Origin of the sequence: Streptomyces malaysiensis subsp. samsunensis (assembly GCF_024519315.1) — a bacterium.
Lineage (GTDB): Bacteria > Actinomycetota > Actinomycetes > Streptomycetales > Streptomycetaceae > Streptomyces > Streptomyces malaysiensis.
Genome location: NZ_JANIIC010000045.1, coordinates 50,501 through 66,751 on the forward strand (window position 1 = coordinate 50,501; position 16,251 = coordinate 66,751).

Annotated in this window: 17 protein-coding genes; 4 read left to right on the top strand and 13 right to left on the bottom strand. The window is 70.5% G+C overall.

The features are described 5' to 3' along the window. Positions 1 to 34: 34 nt before the first annotated feature. The 6 genes from NQU54_RS31825 to NQU54_RS31850 all read right to left on the bottom strand — a co-directional run bounded on the left by NQU54_RS31825 (position 35) and on the right by NQU54_RS31850 (position 6,144). The gene (locus NQU54_RS31825; protein ID WP_257634038.1) at positions 35 to 1,246 is read right to left on the bottom strand and encodes a hypothetical protein; all 1,212 of its coding nucleotides are present in this window, start codon (positions 1,244 to 1,246) and stop codon (positions 35 to 37) included. A gap of 267 nt (positions 1,247 to 1,513) precedes the next feature. Next, positions 1,514 to 2,809: a DUF6986 family protein gene (locus NQU54_RS31830; RefSeq protein ID WP_257634039.1), complete on the bottom strand. Its 1,296-nt coding sequence runs from the start codon at positions 2,807 to 2,809 to the stop codon at positions 1,514 to 1,516. 180 nt (positions 2,810 to 2,989) lie between these two features. Next, positions 2,990 to 3,952, bottom strand: coding sequence for an electron transfer flavoprotein subunit alpha/FixB family protein (locus NQU54_RS31835; protein WP_257634040.1), 963 nt, complete (start codon positions 3,950 to 3,952; stop codon positions 2,990 to 2,992). An 82-nt stretch (positions 3,953 to 4,034) separates the two neighbouring features. Further along, entirely contained in the window at positions 4,035 to 4,820 is a 786-nt protein-coding gene (locus tag NQU54_RS31840; RefSeq protein ID WP_257634041.1) for an electron transfer flavoprotein subunit beta/FixA family protein, read from the bottom strand. Positions 4,821 to 5,084: 264 nt separating this feature from the next. Then, entirely contained in the window at positions 5,085 to 5,591 is a 507-nt protein-coding gene (locus NQU54_RS31845) for a flavin reductase family protein (RefSeq protein WP_257634042.1), read from the bottom strand. Positions 5,592 to 5,784: 193 nt separating this feature from the next. Continuing rightward, entirely contained in the window at positions 5,785 to 6,144 is a 360-nt protein-coding gene (locus tag NQU54_RS31850) for a TlpA family protein disulfide reductase (RefSeq protein ID WP_208973403.1), read from the bottom strand. A gap of 185 nt (positions 6,145 to 6,329) precedes the next feature. Between NQU54_RS31850 and NQU54_RS31855 the strand changes: the two genes are divergently transcribed. Further along, entirely contained in the window at positions 6,330 to 7,061 is a 732-nt protein-coding gene (locus tag NQU54_RS31855) for a lysophospholipid acyltransferase family protein (RefSeq protein WP_257634043.1), read from the top strand. 123 nt (positions 7,062 to 7,184) lie between these two features. On the opposite strand, the gene NQU54_RS31860 is transcribed toward NQU54_RS31855, so the two are convergent. Genes NQU54_RS31860 through NQU54_RS31870 form a run of 3 tightly spaced genes read right to left on the bottom strand, consistent with a single transcriptional unit; the run spans position 7,185 to position 10,476 of the window. Then, positions 7,185 to 8,246, bottom strand: a complete 1,062-nt coding sequence (locus tag NQU54_RS31860; protein ID WP_257634075.1) for a threonine aldolase family protein — start codon at positions 8,244 to 8,246, stop codon at positions 7,185 to 7,187. Next, complete coding sequence (locus tag NQU54_RS31865) at positions 8,243 to 9,025, bottom strand: SDR family NAD(P)-dependent oxidoreductase (RefSeq protein WP_087684161.1); 783 nt, start codon at positions 9,023 to 9,025, stop codon at positions 8,243 to 8,245. The genes NQU54_RS31860 and NQU54_RS31865 overlap by 4 nt, the downstream gene beginning before the upstream one ends. Positions 9,026 to 9,078: 53 nt before the next feature. Then, positions 9,079 to 10,476, bottom strand: coding sequence for a DUF6421 family protein (locus NQU54_RS31870; RefSeq protein WP_257634044.1), 1,398 nt, complete (start codon positions 10,474 to 10,476; stop codon positions 9,079 to 9,081). Between the two features lie 308 nt (positions 10,477 to 10,784). On the opposite strand from NQU54_RS31870, the gene NQU54_RS31875 reads away from it, so the two are divergent. Beyond that, complete coding sequence (locus NQU54_RS31875) at positions 10,785 to 11,468, top strand: glycerophosphodiester phosphodiesterase (RefSeq protein ID WP_069871505.1); 684 nt, start codon at positions 10,785 to 10,787, stop codon at positions 11,466 to 11,468. Between the two features lie 82 nt (positions 11,469 to 11,550). On the opposite strand, the gene NQU54_RS31880 is transcribed toward NQU54_RS31875, so the two are convergent. Further along, the gene (locus NQU54_RS31880; protein WP_167500316.1) at positions 11,551 to 12,108 is read right to left on the bottom strand and encodes a GNAT family N-acetyltransferase; all 558 of its coding nucleotides are present in this window, start codon (positions 12,106 to 12,108) and stop codon (positions 11,551 to 11,553) included. An 87-nt stretch (positions 12,109 to 12,195) separates the two neighbouring features. Between NQU54_RS31880 and NQU54_RS31885 the strand changes: the two genes are divergently transcribed. Beyond that, entirely contained in the window at positions 12,196 to 12,588 is a 393-nt protein-coding gene (locus tag NQU54_RS31885; protein WP_257634045.1) for a VOC family protein, read from the top strand. Between the two features lie 277 nt (positions 12,589 to 12,865). Here the strand turns inward: NQU54_RS31885 and NQU54_RS31890 are convergent, their stop codons facing one another. Together NQU54_RS31890 and NQU54_RS31895 are read right to left on the bottom strand one after the other, a co-directional pair. Further along, a complete protein-coding gene (locus NQU54_RS31890) occupies positions 12,866 to 13,327 on the bottom strand; it encodes a glycine-rich domain-containing protein (RefSeq protein ID WP_257634046.1) in 462 nt (153 codons plus the stop codon). Positions 13,328 to 13,640: 313 nt separating this feature from the next. Further along, positions 13,641 to 14,096, bottom strand: coding sequence for a hypothetical protein (locus tag NQU54_RS31895; RefSeq protein ID WP_257634047.1), 456 nt, complete (start codon positions 14,094 to 14,096; stop codon positions 13,641 to 13,643). Between the two features lie 144 nt (positions 14,097 to 14,240). Between NQU54_RS31895 and NQU54_RS31900 the strand changes: the two genes are divergently transcribed. Further along, positions 14,241 to 15,422 (top strand): helix-turn-helix domain-containing protein, encoded by a 1,182-nt coding sequence (locus tag NQU54_RS31900; protein WP_257634048.1) that lies wholly within the window; start codon positions 14,241 to 14,243, stop codon positions 15,420 to 15,422. Between the two features lie 200 nt (positions 15,423 to 15,622). Here NQU54_RS31900 and NQU54_RS31905 read toward each other — a convergent pair whose 3' ends face one another. Further along, positions 15,623 to 16,042 (bottom strand): PPOX class F420-dependent oxidoreductase, encoded by a 420-nt coding sequence (locus NQU54_RS31905; RefSeq protein WP_257634049.1) that lies wholly within the window; start codon positions 16,040 to 16,042, stop codon positions 15,623 to 15,625. Between the last annotated feature and the right edge of the window lie 209 nt (positions 16,043 to 16,251).

Below are 16,251 nucleotides of genomic sequence, written 5' to 3' on the forward strand. Positions count from 1 at the left end.
GCCCCCTGACGGCCGGGTCGGCCGACTACCGGCCCTAACCGCCCCTGCCCGGCGCCCCGGAGCGGCCCGTGGCGGCCAGGAGGGCGATCACCGCGAGGGCGGCCAGCAGGATCAGCACCAGGAAGAGCACCGTCAGCACGGTGGGGTGGTTCCACAGGGCGAACACCGCGACCGGCACCAGCAGGACCCCCGTCGTCAGTCCCCGCCGGTGGTCGGCGGTCCAGGTGCCGGCCCGGCCGGTGCTCATCCCATGGGCCACGCCCCAGCGGGCCGCGCTGTCGGCGAGGATCTCGGCCCGGCCTCGTACCGTGCTCGGCAGCCGCCCCGGGCCGACCAGATAGGCGCCGAGCGCGACCACGACGCCGAGCACCAGCACGGTGAGCACGGTGACCCGCAGGAAGCGCACCACCGTGTCGAAGAGGACCGAGGCGGCCTCCCTGGACAGCACGCCCGTCGGCACATGGTCGAGGTAGTAGCGACGGCCCACCACGAGGGCCGCCGCCAGGGCGAGGGAGGCGAGCGCCGCGCCCAGGGCCGCGCGGGCGAGCGCCCGGCGGCGCCGGTGCGCGAGCAGCACTCCGGTGCCGCCGAGGGTCACCGTCAGCGCGGGCAGCCAGTTGCCGGCCAGGTCGAGAAGGCGGGCCGAGCGTCTGATCGTGTCGAGCCGGTCGGAGTGGAAGAGGACGAGCCGCTGGTGGATGTCCGGGATCCCGGTCACCGCGGGCAGCCCGGCGTCCACCAGCTGCTGTCTGACCCGCTCCACGGCGGCGCCGACGTTGAGGGTGACGGCGTGGCCCTCGACGCCGACCGGCCCGCCGCCCTTGCCGGTGAGGGCGCCCACGACGGCGGTGTGGGCGGCCCGGTTGGCGCCGGTCCACACGGCGGGGAACTGCTCACTGCGCACGATGTGGGCGGCCACCTTCCGCACCGCCTGGTCCAGGGCCGAGTCCAGCTGCGGGGCCAGCCCCTCGATGGTCTCGGCGGCCCGTTCCGGAAGGCCATGGGCGCGCAGCCAGGAGGCGATGTCGGCGGTGACCTCCCGGCTGTTGTGGCGGATGTCGACGGCCTGGCTGACCTGCTCCACGGCGGTGTTCTGGATCGCCGGGTCCTTCGCGAGCGGCGCGACCGTCGCCACGTAGCGGTCGGTGTCCAGGACGATGTCATGGACCCACACCGTCAGCACGGACACCGGTACGAGGAGACAACCGAGCAGGATCAGCAGGGCCGACACGGCGCTTCTGGCCATGACACCCATCTCCCGCCTTCCCCGGCGGGGCCGCATCCCGGGTGACACATGCGGGTGAGCGGATATGGCCAAGCGGATCAGCGGGCCCGGCGGGCCGGGCGGAGGTGTGGGCCCCGGCGGATCCACGGGCTGCTACGGATCACCGATTCCACGGATCGCCGGTTCCCACGGATCCACGCGAACCGGATCCACGCGAACCGGCGGGCGCTCATGGTTCGGCGGGCTCCCGCCGAACCATGGATTCCGGCGCCCCGGCCGCCTCCTCCGTCAGGACGCGGCCGGAGCCCGCCCCGCCAGCGCGTCGAGTTCCGCGCGGCCCAGGCCCGTCAGCCGCTCGACCTCGGCGCCGTCGAGGGCCCCGCAGTCCAGCCCGCGCACCAGATGGCCGCTGAGCGCCTTGGCGGTGGCCGGTTCGTCGGCGATGCCGGTGCCTCCGGCCGTACGGGCCGCATACGCGGCGAGCCGTTCCGCCGCGGCCTCCAGACCCTCGCGGTAGAACGCGTAGACGGCGGCGTAGCGGGTGGGGAGATGGCCGGGGTGCATGTCCCAGCCCTGGTAGTACGCGCGCGCCAACGACCGCCGGACCAGGCGGTGGTGGAGCCGCCAGGCGTCGTGCACCCGCTCGGTGGGGCCGACCGGCAGGACGTTGGTCGAGCCGTCGGAGAGCCGTACGCCGGTGCCGGCGGCGGCGACCTGCATCACCGCCTTGGCGTGGTCGGCGGCGGGGTGGTCCATGGACTGGTGGGCGGCGCCGACCCCACAGGCGGCGCTGTAGTCGAAGGTGCCGTAGTGCAGCCCGGTGGCGCGCCCCTCGGCTGCGTCGATCATCCGGGCGACGGTGGCGCGGCCGTCGGGGCCGAGGATGGCCTGGGTGGTCTCGATCTGCATCTCGAAGCCGATGCGGCCCGGGGCGAGCCCGTGGGCCTTCTCGAACTCCTCGCACAGCCGGGCCATCGCGGTGACCTGCTCGGCGTACGTCACCTTGGGGAGGGTGAGCACGAGGCCGTCCGGCAGTCCTCCGGCGGCCATCAGTCCGGTGAGGAAGATGTCGAGGGTGCGGATGCCGCGGTCGCGTACGGCGGCCTCCATGCACTTCATCCGGATGCCCGCATAGGGCGGCGCGGTGCCCGCCGCGGAGGCGGCCGCGACGAGCGAGGCGGCGCGGGCGGCCGCTGCGTCCTCCTCGGCGTCGGGGCGGGGGCCGTAGCCGTCCTCGAAGTCGATGCGCAGGTCCTCCACGGGCTCGCGCTCCAGCTTGGCCCGCACCCGGGTGTGGACGGGTCCGGCGAGGTCGTCGGGGAGGCCGAGGACGGCGGCGAAGGAGGCGGCGTCGGGGGCGTGCCGGTCGAGGGCCGCCAGCGCCTGGTCGCCCCAGTCGCGCACCGTACCGGCGGTGAGGAGGTCGGCGGGGACGTAGGCGGTGTGGACGGGCTGACGGGTGCCCGGGTCGCCGGGGTAGCGGCGGGCGAGCTCGGCGTCCACGGCGGCGAGGGAGTCGGCGATGGACGCCCGTACGGCACCGGGCAGGCTGGTCCGCACCGTCTCCTGGGGCTCAGGTTCCATGTCCGCTCCTCCGCCCTTCCGGTATCCCCGCCCACATTCCGCGTTATGGAAACGACAATCCGGAACGCGAAGTTATCCGGACGCTCAACGGCAGGTCAACACCCCCTCGGCAGACACGGGGCCCCGTACGCGCATCGCGTACGGGGCCCCGTGGAAACGCCTTGCGGGGACCGCGGGGGATCAGCCCTTGCGGGCCTTGACCTCCTCGGTGAGCTGCGGGACGACCTCGAAGAGGTCGCCCACCACGCCGTAGTCGACCAGGTCGAAGATCGGGGCCTCGGAGTCCTTGTTGACGGCCACGATGGTCTTCGAGGTCTGCATACCGGCCCGGTGCTGGATCGCGCCCGAGATGCCCGCCGCGATGTAGAGCTGCGGCGAGACGGTCTTGCCGGTCTGGCCGACCTGGTTGGTGTGCGGGTACCAGCCCGCGTCCACCGCGGCACGCGAGGCACCGACGGCCGCGCCGAGGGAGTCGGCGAGGGCCTCGACGACGGGGAAGTTCTCCGCGCCGCCCACCCCACGGCCGCCGGAGACCACGATCGCGGCCTCGGTCAGCTCCGGGCGGCCCGTCGACTCGCGCGCCGCACGGGAGACGACCTTCGTACCGGTCGCCTTGTCGGAGAAGGACACGCTCAGCGCCTCGACCGCGCCCGCGGCCGGAGCGGCCTCCACGGCGGCCGAGTTCGGCTTGACCGTGATCACCGGAGTGCCCTTGGAGACCCGGGACTTGGTGGTGAAGGCGGCGGCGAACACCGACTGCGTGGCCACCGGGCCCTCCACGCCGGCCTCCAGGTCCACGGCGTCGGTGATGATGCCCGAGCCGATGCGGACCGCGAGCCGGGCCGCGATCTCCTTGCCCTCCGTGGAGGACGGGAACAGCACGGCGGCCGGGGACACGGCCTCGTACGCGGCCTGGAGCGCGTCCACCTTCGGGACCACCAGGTAGTCGGCGTACTCGGACGCGTCATGGGTCAGGACCTTCACCGCGCCGTGCTCGGCGAGGGCCGCAGCGGTGTCGGCGGCACCGGAGCCGAGGGCGACGGCGACGGGCTCGCCGACGCGGCGGGCCAGGGTCAGCAGCTCCAGGGTGGGCTTGCGGACGGCGCCGTCCACGTGGTCGACGTAAACAAGGACTTCAGCCATGGGAATCGCTCTCCTGCGACATGCGAAAGATCTGGGGTAGGGGCGACGCGGCTCACATGAACTTCTGACCCGCGAGGCAGCGTCAGATGAATTTGCGCTCCGCGAGAAAGGCGGCGAGCTGCTTGCCGCCCTCGCCCTCGTCCTTGACGATCGTGCCTGCGGTGCGGGCCGGACGCTCGGTGGCACCGTCCACGGCGGACCAGGCGCCCTCGAGACCGACCTCGTCCGACTCGATCTCCAGGTCCTCGAGGTCCCAGGACTCCACCGGCTTCTTCTTCGCCGCCATGATGCCCTTGAACGACGGGTAACGGGCCTCACCGGACTGGTCGGTCACCGACACCACCGCCGGCAGCCGCGCCTCCAGCTGCTCGGTCGCGGTGTCCCCGTCACGGCGCCCCTTCACGGTGCCGTCCTCGACCGACACCTCCGCCAGCAGCGACACCTGCGGGACGCCCAGGCGCTCCGCCAGCATCGCCGGGAGCACACCCATGGTGCCGTCGGTGGAGGCCATCCCGCAGACCACCAGGTCATAGCCGGTCTTCTCGATGGCCTTGGCCAGCACCAGCGAGGTGCCCAGCGCATCGGTGCCGTGCAGATCGTCGTCCTCGACGTGCACGGCCTTGTCCGCACCCATCGACAGCGCCTTGCGCAGCGCGTCCTTGGCGTCCTCCGGACCGACGGTCAGCACGGTGATCTCGGCGTCGTCGGCCTCATCGGCGATCTGGAGAGCCTGCTCGACCGCGTACTCGTCCAGCTCCGAGAGCAGGCCGTCCACATCGTCGCGATCGACGGTCAGGTCTTCGGCGAAGTGCCGGTCGCCGGTGGCGTCGGGCACGTACTTAACACAGACAACGATCCTCAAGCTCACGCCGGCTCTCCTACTGCATCGTCTCTACCGAGCTGCCTTGTTGCTGGCAGCATAGGCGCCTTCGGGGGGCGGGACCCGGGCGGTACCGCGGGCGGTTTCCTGCCGGGGCGGCCCATGCACCGCAGCGAAATATTACTCGTCAGTACACCCAGCTCATTCCCCGGATGCAAGCCGCTTGAACTGTGACCTTGCCAACGGCCGCGATCAGCCGCGGGAGTACGGGCCGATCAGCGGCGGGAGTGCGCGCCGGCGGGCGGGCGCGGCTCAGTCCCGGAGCGTGTTGAAGCGGCCCTGGTGGTAGAGCAGCGGACGGCCCGCCCCGGCCGCGGTACCGGTGGTCACCTCGCCGATCAGCACCCGGTGGTCCCCGGCCGGTATCCGGGCCACCAGCCGGCACACCAGCCACGCCAGCACCCCGTCGAGCACCGGTACGCCCTCCGGTCCCGAGTGCCAGCGGGTGGCAGGTCCGAAGCGGTCGGCACCGCTGCGCGCGAAGGTCGCGGCCAGCTCCCGCTGGTGCTCGCCCAGGATGTGGACGCCGACGTACTCGCTCTCGGAGAGCACCGGCCAGCTCGAGGAGTCGGTGCCCACTCCGAAGGAGAGCAGCGGCGGCTCGGCGGCGACGGAGGAGAGGGAGGTGGCGGTGAAGCCTACGGGGCGGCTGCCCCGGGCGGTGATCACAGCGACGCCGGAGGCGTGCCGGCGGAAGACGGAGCGGAAGATGTCGGTCGTCGCGATCGGGGACGTGCCGAGGTCATGCGTTGCCGTCATGGGGTCGTCCTTCTGCCGGAGGGTACGGGCGGGGGCGGTGCTTGTCGTCGTTCACTCACCCGCCCGGACACCGCGCGCCCGCGACCCGCACCAGGTCCATGTGCGCACATCCGTAGAGAAGCAGTCCAGGCAGCATGACGTTCACCCTGGCCACGCCGGGTGCGGACCGTCAAGTGGGGCCGGGCTCGGTAGCTCACACGGCTTCACCCAGAGCGGCGATCACATCGGCTCGGCGCGGCTGCCCGGAGGCCCGCCGTACGATCCGCCCGGCGGCGTCGAGCACCAGCACGGTGGGGGTACGGGCGATGCCCAGCGCCCGAACGAGCTCCAGCCGGGACTCGGCGTCGATCTCGATATGCGCCACGCCGGCCACCATCGCGGCCACTTCGGACAGCGTCCGCCGGGTGGCCCGGCAGGGCTGGCAGAATGCGCTGGAGAACTGGACCAGCGTCGCCCGCTCGCCCAGCTCCGCGTCCAGCTCGGCGGCGCCCAGCCGCCGGCTCCCGTCGCCGTCTCGCACCTGTCTCCTCCCGGTCGGGCCTCCCTCGTGCAGCGTCCTGGACGCCCCGGAGATTCCCCGCCGGCCCTCCGACGTGATGAGGATCTCCCGGCCGGGAGGCGCCGCCCGGTAGCACAAAGGGATGACATCGGGCACCATCTGCCAGAAGCCGGAAACCTACGGCCGCGTAACTTCCGCCGGGAGAACCCTCCCAAGGGCATACGGATGAAGGGTCCTCAATGGCAGAGCTCGTCTACCCCCCGGTGATCGGCGTCGCCCGCACCATGTTCAAGGCGCTCGATCTGCGCTTCGACATCAAGGGCACCGAGAACGTCCCGGAGCGGGGCGGCGCGGTTCTGGTGAGCAACCACATCGGCTATCTCGACTTCGTCTTCTGCGGGCTGACCACCCGTCCGGCGAAGCGGCTGGTGCGGTTCATGGCGAAGGAGTCGGTCTTCCGGCACAAGGTCTCCGGGCCGCTGATGCGCGCGATGAAGCACATTCCGGTGGACCGCGCGGCGGGCATGGACGCGTACAGGCACGCCCTGAAGTCGCTGCGCTCCGGCGAGATCGTCGGCGTCTTCCCGGAGGCGACGATCTCGCAGTCCTTCACCCTCAAGAACTTCAAGTCGGGCGCGGCCCGGCTGGCGCAGGAGGCGGGGGTCCCGCTGCTGCCGATGGCTCTGTGGGGCACACAGCGGCTGTGGACCAAGGGCCACAAGCGGGCGCTGGGCCGCCACCATTTCCCGATCACGATGCGGGTCGGCGAGCCGATGGAGGCCGACCCGACCGAGCCCTCGGACACCCTGACCGAGCGGCTGCGCACCCGGGTGCAGGACCTGCTGGAAGCGGCGCAGCGGGCGTATCCGGTGCGGCCCAAGGGCCCGGAGGACACCTGGTGGGTCCCGGCCCATCTGGGCGGCACCGCCCCCACCCCGGCCGAGGCCGTGGCCCTGGACCGGCGCCGGTAGGCCGGTGGCCGGACCGGCGCCCGATCCGCCGGTGACGCAAACTCACGGCCGATCCGCCGGTGACGCGGAGACTCACGGGCGGGCCCCGGCGGCCCGCCCGGCGCGCGTATTTCCGGACAGGGGCTAGCGGCCCATCTCCTCCTTGAGGGCGGTGATGAAGCCGTCCACGTCCTCCTCCGTGGTGTCGAAGGAGCACATCCAGCGCACATCGCCCGCGGTCTCGTCCCAGAAATAGAAGCGGTAGCGCTTCTGGAGGCGTTCGCTCACCTCGTGCGGGAGGCGGGCGAAGACCGCGTTGGCCTGGACCGGGTGGAGGATCTTCACTCCGTCCACCGAGCGCACGCCGTCGGCCAGCCGCCGGGCCATGGTGTTGGCGTGGCGGGCGCTGCGCAGCCACAGGTCGCGGGCGAGCAGCGCCTCCAGCTGGACGGAGATGAACCGCATCTTGGACGCCAGCTGCATGGACAGCTTGCGCAGATGCTTCATGGCGCCCACCGCGTCCGGATCGAGGACGACGACGGCCTCGCCGAAGAGCATTCCGTTCTTGGTGCCGCCGAAGGACACGATGTCGACGCCCGCCGCGTTGGTGAACGCGCGCATCGGCACGTCCAGCGCCGCGGCCGCGTTGGCTATCCGGGCGCCGTCGAGGTGGACCTTCATCCCGCGCTCATGGGCGTGGTCACAGATGGCGCGGATCTCGTCCACCGTGTAGACGGTGCCGAGCTCGGTGTTCTGGGCGATCGAGACGACCTGCGGCATCGCCCGGTGCTCATCGTCCCAGCCCCACGCCTGGCGGTCGATGAGCTCGGGGGTGAGCTTGCCGTCCTCGGTGGGGACGGTGAGCAGCTTCAGCCCGCCGACGCGCTCGGGCGCCCCGCACTCGTCGACGTTGATATGGGCGCTCTCGGCGCAGATGACCGCGCCCCAGCGGTCGGTGAGGGCCTGGAGCGCGACGACGTTGGACCCGGTTCCGTTGAAGACCGGGAACGCCTGCGCGTGCGGGCCGAAGTGGCTGCGCATGACGAACTGGAGATGCGCGGTGTAGTCGTCCTCGCCGTAGGAGACCTGATGGCCTTCGTTGGCGAGGGCGAGCGCGGCGAGGATCTCCGGGTGGACGCCGGCGTAGTTGTCGCTGGCGAAGCCGCGTACCTCGGGATCGTGGTGGCGGCGGGCGTCGGTCCTCACGGCTTGGGGGTCAGCCACTGGCGGGTTCCGTTCACTTCCCGGGCGGGCCGGTCCCAGAGTCCGGTGATGGCCTCGGCCAGCTCCTTGACATCCGTGAAGCCCGCGAACTTCGCGTTGGGGCGCTCCGCCCGCATGGCGTCGTGCACCAGCGCCTTCACCACCAGGATGGCAGCGGCCGCCGACGGTCCGCCTTCGCCCCCCAGTTTGCGGAAGGAGTCGGCGAGCGCGAGCGTCCATGCCTCGGCGGCGGCCTTGGCGGCGGCGTACGCGGCGTTGCCCGCGGTGGGCCGGGACGCGCCCGCCGCGCTGATCAGCACATAGCGGCCCTTGCCGCTGCGCAGCAGGGCGTCGTGGAAGGCGAGGGAGGTGTGCTGGGCGGTCCGGATCAGCAGATTGTGCAGGGTGTCCCAGTCGGCGAGCGGGGCGTCGGCGAAGGTCTTGCTGCCGCGCCAGCCGCCGACCAGGTGGATCAGCCCGTCGACCCGGCCGAACTCCTTCTCGGTGCGGTCGGCCCAGGAGCGGGCGGCGTCGAGGTCGAGCAGGTCGACCGTCTCACCGGTGACGCTGGCGCCGCCGTGGGCGTAGCGCGCCGCGTCCACTGCCTCGGCCAGCCGCGCCGGGTCGTAGTCGGAGGCCACGACGGTGGCGCCGGCCTCGGCGAGGCGGAGCAGCGTGGCCCGGCCCGCGGGGCCGGCCGCGCCGGCCACCGCCACCACCGCACCGTCCAGCGGCCGCTCGCCCGGCTCGTTCGGGCTGGGGCTCGATGTCGGTGTGGTCATGCTCGCTGCCTCCTCGTCCTTCCCCGCTCGGGCGCCGTGCGCCGCCGCGGGGCTCATGCCGCCGCCGGTACGTCGCTGCCGGCCGTGATCCCCTTGGTGGAGGCGACCACGTCACGCAGCTTCTTCGCAAGCGCCTCGTAGAACATGCTCAGCGGAAACTCGTCGGGGAGCACGTCGTCGACGAGCTTGCGCGGCGGCTGGGTCAGGTCGAGGGCTTCGGGGCCCTTGGCCCAGACCGAGCCGGGGTGCGGTGCGAGGTAGGTCGACACCAGCTCGTACGCCTTGAACCAGTGGACCAGCTTGGGCCGGTCGATACCGTCGCGGTACAGCTTCTCGATCTCGCCGCACAGCTGGTTGGTGACCTGCGAGGCGCGGGACCAGTCGATGTGCAGGGTGTTGTCCGTCCAGCGTACGACGTCGTGCTGGTGGAGGTAGGCGAAGAGCAACTGGCCGCCGAGCCCGTCGTAGTTACGGACCCGGGCGCCGGTGACGGGGAACCGGAACATCCGGTCGAAGATCACCGCGTACTGGACGTCACGGCCCTGCGCCACGCCCTCGCCCTCCAGCCGCACGGCCTCCTTGAAGGCGGTGAGGTCGCAGCGCAGCTCCTCCAGCCCGTACATCCAGAACGGCTGCCGCTGCTTGATCATGAAGGGGTCGAACGGCAGGTCGCCATGGCTGTGGGTGCGGTCGTGGACCATGTCCCACAGGGCGAACGCCTCCTGGCAGCGGCGCTGGTCGGCCAGCATGTCCCGGATGTCGTCGGGGAGTTCCAGCCCCAGGGCCCGGACGGCGGCCTCGCTGACCCGGCGGAAGCGGGCCGCCTCGCGGTCGCAGAAGATACCGCCCCAGGTGAACCGCTCGGGGGCCTCGCGGACGGCGATGGTCTCCGGGAAGAGCACCGCGGAGTTGGTGTCGTAGCCGGAGGTGAAGTCCTCGAAGGCCAGGCCGCAGTAGAGCGGATTGTCATAGCGGGCGCGCTCCAGCTCGGCCAGCCAGTCCGGCCAGACCATGCGCAGCACCACGGCCTCCAGGTTGCGGTCCGGGTTGCCGTTCTGCGTGTACATGGGGAAGACCACGAGGTGCTGGAGGCCGTCGGCGCGCGTACGGGCGGGCTGGAAGGCGAGCAGCGAGTCGAGGAAGTCGGGGACGCCGAAGCCCTCCTCGGTCCAGCGGCGCAGATCCGCGATGGCCGCCCGGTGGTAGTCGGCGTCGTGCGGAAGCAGCGGGGCGAGCGCCTCGACGGCCTCGATCACCCGGGCGACGGTCGCCGCGGCGGTCTCCCGGGTGGGTGCGCCCTCGGCGTCGAAGTCGATGGAACCGTCCTTGGACTGCCACGGGCGAAACGTTTCGACAGCGTCTTTGAGGATCGGCCAGGCCGGATGTTCGACCACACGCTCTGCGGACAGAACGCCACCTTCAGCTATCACGGACGAAAAGATTTCCGTCATGACCACTCCTTCACCGAAGAAACTCGCGTATGGCCACCGTATCTATGGACACTCCCTCGCTCAAGCGACGGTACGGGAAATCGTCCTGCGTCACACCCGCACCACCGCAGTTTTTCCTGCCCCCATCGGCTCGGCTCATGCCACGGCCCGGCTTGAACTCTCCCGTCATGATCGGCCGGTATGGTGTGCGCCGGTCCGGGCGGCCCGTCCGCCGCGAGCCGATGATTCCGCCTTCCCACTGCCTCCCCCGACCCGACGAAGACGACCCGGCGAAGGCCGTCGAGGGCCGTCAGAAGAGCGAGACAGCGTTGACATTTCTCACCATCGGACACCGCGGAGTGATGGGTGTCGAGCCGGAGAACACCCTGCGCTCCTTTGTCCGCGCCGAGCACGAGGGCATGGACGTCATCGAACTGGACCTGCACCTGAGCAAGGACGGCGCGCTCGTGGTGATGCACGACGCGGATGTCGACCGCACCACCGACGGCAAGGGCCCGATCAGCGACTTCACCCTCGCCGAGCTGCGTGAGCTGGACGCCGGGCAGGGTGAGCGGATCCCGGTCTTCGAGGAGGTCGTGGACGCCGTGAAGGCGCCCCTTCAGGCCGAGATCAAGGACACGGCGGCCGCCCGGGCGCTGGCCGGGGTGCTGGACCGCCGCGATCTGCTGGACCGGGTGGACATCCTGTCCTTCCACGACGAGGCGCTCGCCGAGATCCGCACTCTGCTCCCGACCGCCCGCACCGCGCTCGTGGCCAGCCGCTACGGCCTCGATGTGATCGACCGGGCACACGCCGTCAGCGCCGGGATGCTGGTGCTCAATGTCCGCAGGCTCACCCTGGAGCTGGTGGAACGGGCGCACGCCGCCGACCTCAGGGTCATCGGCTGGACCGTGAACACCCCCGACCATCTGAAGCTGGTCCGCGGCCTCCGCCTGGACGGCGCCACGACCGACTTCCCGGAGATCCGGCGGGCGGCACGCTTCACGGCGTGACGCCCGCGCGGGCCGCCTTCACCCGTACGGCGCAGGCGGCGCGGCGGCGCTCGGAGGCGCTCAGCCGGGTGCCCGGAGGCCCTCAGCCGAGGGGCTTGATCAGCAGCTCGAACTCGAGGTCGGCGCGGCGCGGCACGCCGAAGCGCTCATCGCCGTACGGGAACGGGGTCATCCGGCCGGTACGGGCGTAGCCGCGCCGCTCGTACCAGGCGATCAGCTCCTCACGGGCGGAGATCACCGTCATACGCATCTCCGTCACCCCCCACTCCGCCCGCGCGAACCGCTCGGCCTCGGCGAGGATCACCTTGCCCAGGCCCCCGCCCTGGAGCGTGGGCCGGACCGCGAACATGCCGAAGTAGGCGTGGTCGTCGCGGTGCTCGAGCTGGCAGCAGGCGACCAGCTCACCGTCCCGCTCGACGATCACCATCCGGCTGCTCTCGCCCCGCACCACGGCCGCGACGCCCTCCGGGTCGGTGCGCTGCCCGTCCAGGATGTCGGCCTCCGTGGTCCATCCGGCGCGGCTGGCGTCCCCTCGATAGGCCGACTCGATCAGCTCCACCAGCCCCGCCACATCGGCCTCGGTGGCCGGGCGGAAGGTGAGCGGGGCGGTGGCTCGTACGGTGGCGTCCGCGGTGTCCATGGTGTCGGCAGGGTCCCTTCGGCGATCGGTGGCGGCAAACAGACCTTAACCCGCCCCGAACCGGCCGGGTTGCGTATGGTCGCGGACATGGTTCACGTACTGAGCAGCCGCGTCCTGCTGCGGCCGATGGACCCCGAGCGCTCCCGGGCGTTCTACGGCGAGGCCCTGGGCCTGGAGATCTACCGGGAGTTCGGGACGGGCCCCGAGCGCGGCACGGTCTACTTCCTCGGCGGGGGCTTCCTGGAGGTCTCGGGCCGCTCCGAGACCCCGCCCGCCCCGGGCCTCCAGCTGTGGCTCCAGGTGACGGACGTGGCGGCGGCGCACAAGGAGCTCACCGCGCGGCGGGTGGAGGTGCTGCGGCCACCGAAGAAGGAGCCGTGGGGGCTGGTGGAGATGTGGATCGCGGATCCGGACGGACTCAAAATTGTTATCGTCGAGGTTCCCGCAGATCATCCGCTGCGCTACCGACCAGGGGTCTAACAGCCCGGGCATGAAAAAGCCCCGCCCGGCGCCACGGCGGTAGGCGCACGGACGGGGCGATTGGCTGTGCTAGCTCCTCTTGTCCTGAGCCTGGCCGTCGCCACGCTTGAGGACAAGGAACCCCTTCACCGGTCGACCGGTGCATTCTCGGAGCCCTCGAAGCGTCATCACGACGGTGCGATACCGAGGGTCGGTCCAGTCCGTTCGCATATTGAACCTCCTTCGGGGGACGCTACTGCCGTCGACGGCCCGCTCAAGGGCGAACCTCCGAGCTTCATCAATCCGTGGGACCGGGGTCCGGAGGCATGGGCATAATGGCGCACTCCTCCGTGTGCTGGCACTTGGCCGCCACGCCGACCGGATCCGAGCCCGGCGGACCCCATAGCTCGGAGTCGACGGAGAAGCCCAACTCTCCGATCCGGGTCTTCGTCCTCTCCAAGATGGCGGGGTCGTAGTTCCGCGGGTTGTACCCGGGCGAGTGGTGAACGTACCCGCCCCGGCGAGCGCACAGGCTGGAGTACAGGTACGTATGCAGGATGAGCGCGTGCCATCCCTCGTCGACGACTCGCGACGGGGTCAGGTTCTTCCCGGGCGAACACGAGGCAGCGATCACGAACTTCGTTGCCTCGTCGACGATACGGCCGGCCATTTCCTCGGCCATATCCGGGTTGTTGTCCATGACGGTCTGGACGACGCCTGCGCGGTCGTCGTCGACGAGCAGAGCTGTACCGTAGCTCATGCGCGTACCTCTTCTCTGTGAGTGGTGCGCTGCCCTCGTCCCGGTCGTCAGCCTCCAAGCACACGACTGGGGCGGGGATATCTGTGTTCGGCCTCCGCCCCTCATCCCGCCGAACGGCACCGGGATTTAGAGCGGGGCCGCGGTCCGGGCTGGGTGCCGACCTCCACCGGACCGCTTCCTGCCTGCCTGACTTTCCAGCGCCCGACAAGCAGGGGCTTTTTATGGGAGCCCTGGTGACCGACCTCGACGGCTCCGTCAGGTACCGCGACGGCGCCCTGTGGCAGACGGTCAAGATCCCGACTGGGGTACCACGTCACGACGTCGGCCCGTCATGGCGAACCAGCGTCGTCCCGGGCCCGATCTGCTCGCCGCTCGCATGGAGTTGCCGCAGAGCTGCGTCTTGAGAACGAGTCGGCGGCGGGGCCGCGGCGTCTTGAACAGCCAGGCAAGTCCCCCCGATGTTGCTGACGAGCCGCCGCAGACGAGCACTGACGATCGGGTCGTATGCGATTCGGTTCCAGGTCGCCACCAGGCATACAAGTCGTCGCCCTTGGCCTTCGTGCTTCATTGCCGCGACCATGCCCTGCCAGAACGGCCGACGCTCACCCATTGCGGCATCACCGCGATCAATCCACTGACCTGCGACGCCCCAACTCATTTCGGCCGAGTAGGCACGGCAGACGGCGATACGGGCGAGCAGTCGGTCAGTCTGACTAGTCCCCTCACGGTCATAGATGAATACGAGGGTGTTCGACTCGTCGGTGGTCATTGCGGCTCCCCGGTCCCTGGTTTCCCCTGTGTGACCAGATAACTACGGGGGACTCATGATCAGTTAACGCGAAAGTTGCACAACGGGGCGTCAGAACCCTGGAGGGGGAGGGACGAACGCTCTCTCCCGTGCGACAGTTGGACCATGGACAGCGCACCGTCAGCGGGCGAGAACATCGCGGTATTGCGAAAGGTCCGCGGTCTGAGCCAGGCGGCCCTTTCCCGCCAAATGGGGATCACGCTCTCGTATCTGAGCAAAATCGAGACCGGGCTTCGCCCGGCGACTCCGCCGAATGTGGCAGCAGCGGCAACCGCACTGAAGGTCACGACGGCCCGCATCTACGGCGATCCCTTTGCCGATCCGTCGAAGCAGACGGAATTGATGGATCAGCTACGGACGGTCGTCCGCCGACACACCCTGCCGCGCGAGAACGTTCCACCGCCCGGCGAGCTGGCTGCGTCCCTCAAGCAGGCCGCTCAGCTCCGTGCCGACACCGACTACCTGAAGCTGCTCCAGCTCCTCCCCACACTCCTCGGCCAGGTCACCGCGACCGCCATGGAGAGCGACGGGGACGCCACGGCGTGGGGGCAGGTGGCCGATGTGTACAGCTGCGCTTACGCCTGCGCTCACCGATTTCGTCAGCCGGACCTGGCCGACATGATCGTCAGCCGTCAGCAGTGGGCGGCCCAGCAGACATGGAACCCCGAAGCTGTGGCTGCCGCGGCGTGGAATGAGGCGGGGACGTATCAGTCGGCCGGCGAGTATTCCGACGGTTTGGCGATCATTGAGCGCGCCATTGTCAAGTACGAGAAGACGCCGGGTGATGATCTGGATCGCGTTGTCCACCTGGGATCGCTCCACCTCCGCGGCATCGTCCTGGCCTCCCGGCACGAGGATGCGAACGCCACCGCGGACCACGTCCGCCGGGCGAAGACGCTGGCAGAGCGGATCACGGGGCCCGATGTCCTCCAGCACAACCTCACATTTGGATCGGGCAACACGGCGTTGTACGAGCTGGCTGCGCAGATCGAGCTGAACCACCCTGATAAGGCGGCTCAGGTGGCAGCCCCACTCCTGAAGAATCCCCCCTCGGGGCTGAAGCCGTCGCGCGTTGGTCGTTTGGCCATAGACGCCGCGCGTGCGCGTCTGGCGACGAAGGATCTCGTCGGCGCGGAGGACGCGCTGAAGTACGCCTTCCACGTCGCCCCGCAGATGGCCGAGATCCATCCGATGGCGCGCGAAGTGCTTCGCGTGCTGTGGACGCTCCACCAGCGCAGCCGACCGGACTTACTGGCGATGGCGCGCCGGTCCGGGCTGGCGTCCTGACCAACACACAACTCCCCGCCGGATGATCTCGACAGGGCTGCTGTATGTGGTCACTATCCTCCACATGCCACGATGGCTACCGCCACGTCATGTGGGGTCGGCGACACCATGCCGCGGGTCGCCCTGGTGCCGTCCGCCCGCCACGGTTCGGGGTGGTCGGGGGTGGTGGGGCGGACGGCGGGCGGTGCCGGGGAGGGGGATCAGCCGGGCTGGCTGTTCTCCTTGTGCTCGCCCCAGCCGTGCCAGCGGTCGATCTCGATCCAGGCGCTGACCCTGCCGCGGTCCCGCCGCGGGTACTCCTGGCCGAGGTACTGCCGGGACAGCCGGTCGATACCGGCCAGATCCTTGTCGTCCTCGATCTCGACGACCCGGCCGATGAGGCTGATGTGGTTGTACCAGTTCGCCTCGTCGATGACGGTGAGCGTGACCCTGGGGTCGTTGCGGATATGGTTGAGCCGCTTGCGGCCCTCGTCCATGTTGACCAGGACCCGGCCGTCGTCCCAGAGGTACCAGGTGGCGGTGGACACCGGCTGGCCGTCGGACCGGATCGTCGCGATCACGGCCGGATTGGGCTTCTCGAGCATGGCGACCGCGGCCTCGGGAAGCGGTGGGTTCGACACGGGCTCTCCTCCTCTTGGAACAGACGTTTTCTTGGAATGGGCGTTCACGACCCGTGGTGCGGCTGGGGCCTGCATGATCCACGGCCGCATGTCTCACGGTGCCACACCGCGCCCCGCGCTCCCTATCACTCCGCGCCACTCCGCACGCCTCGCGCTCCCCCACTGCGCCCGTGCGCTCCCGTGTGTGGTGGCGCCGCGGGGGATGTCTC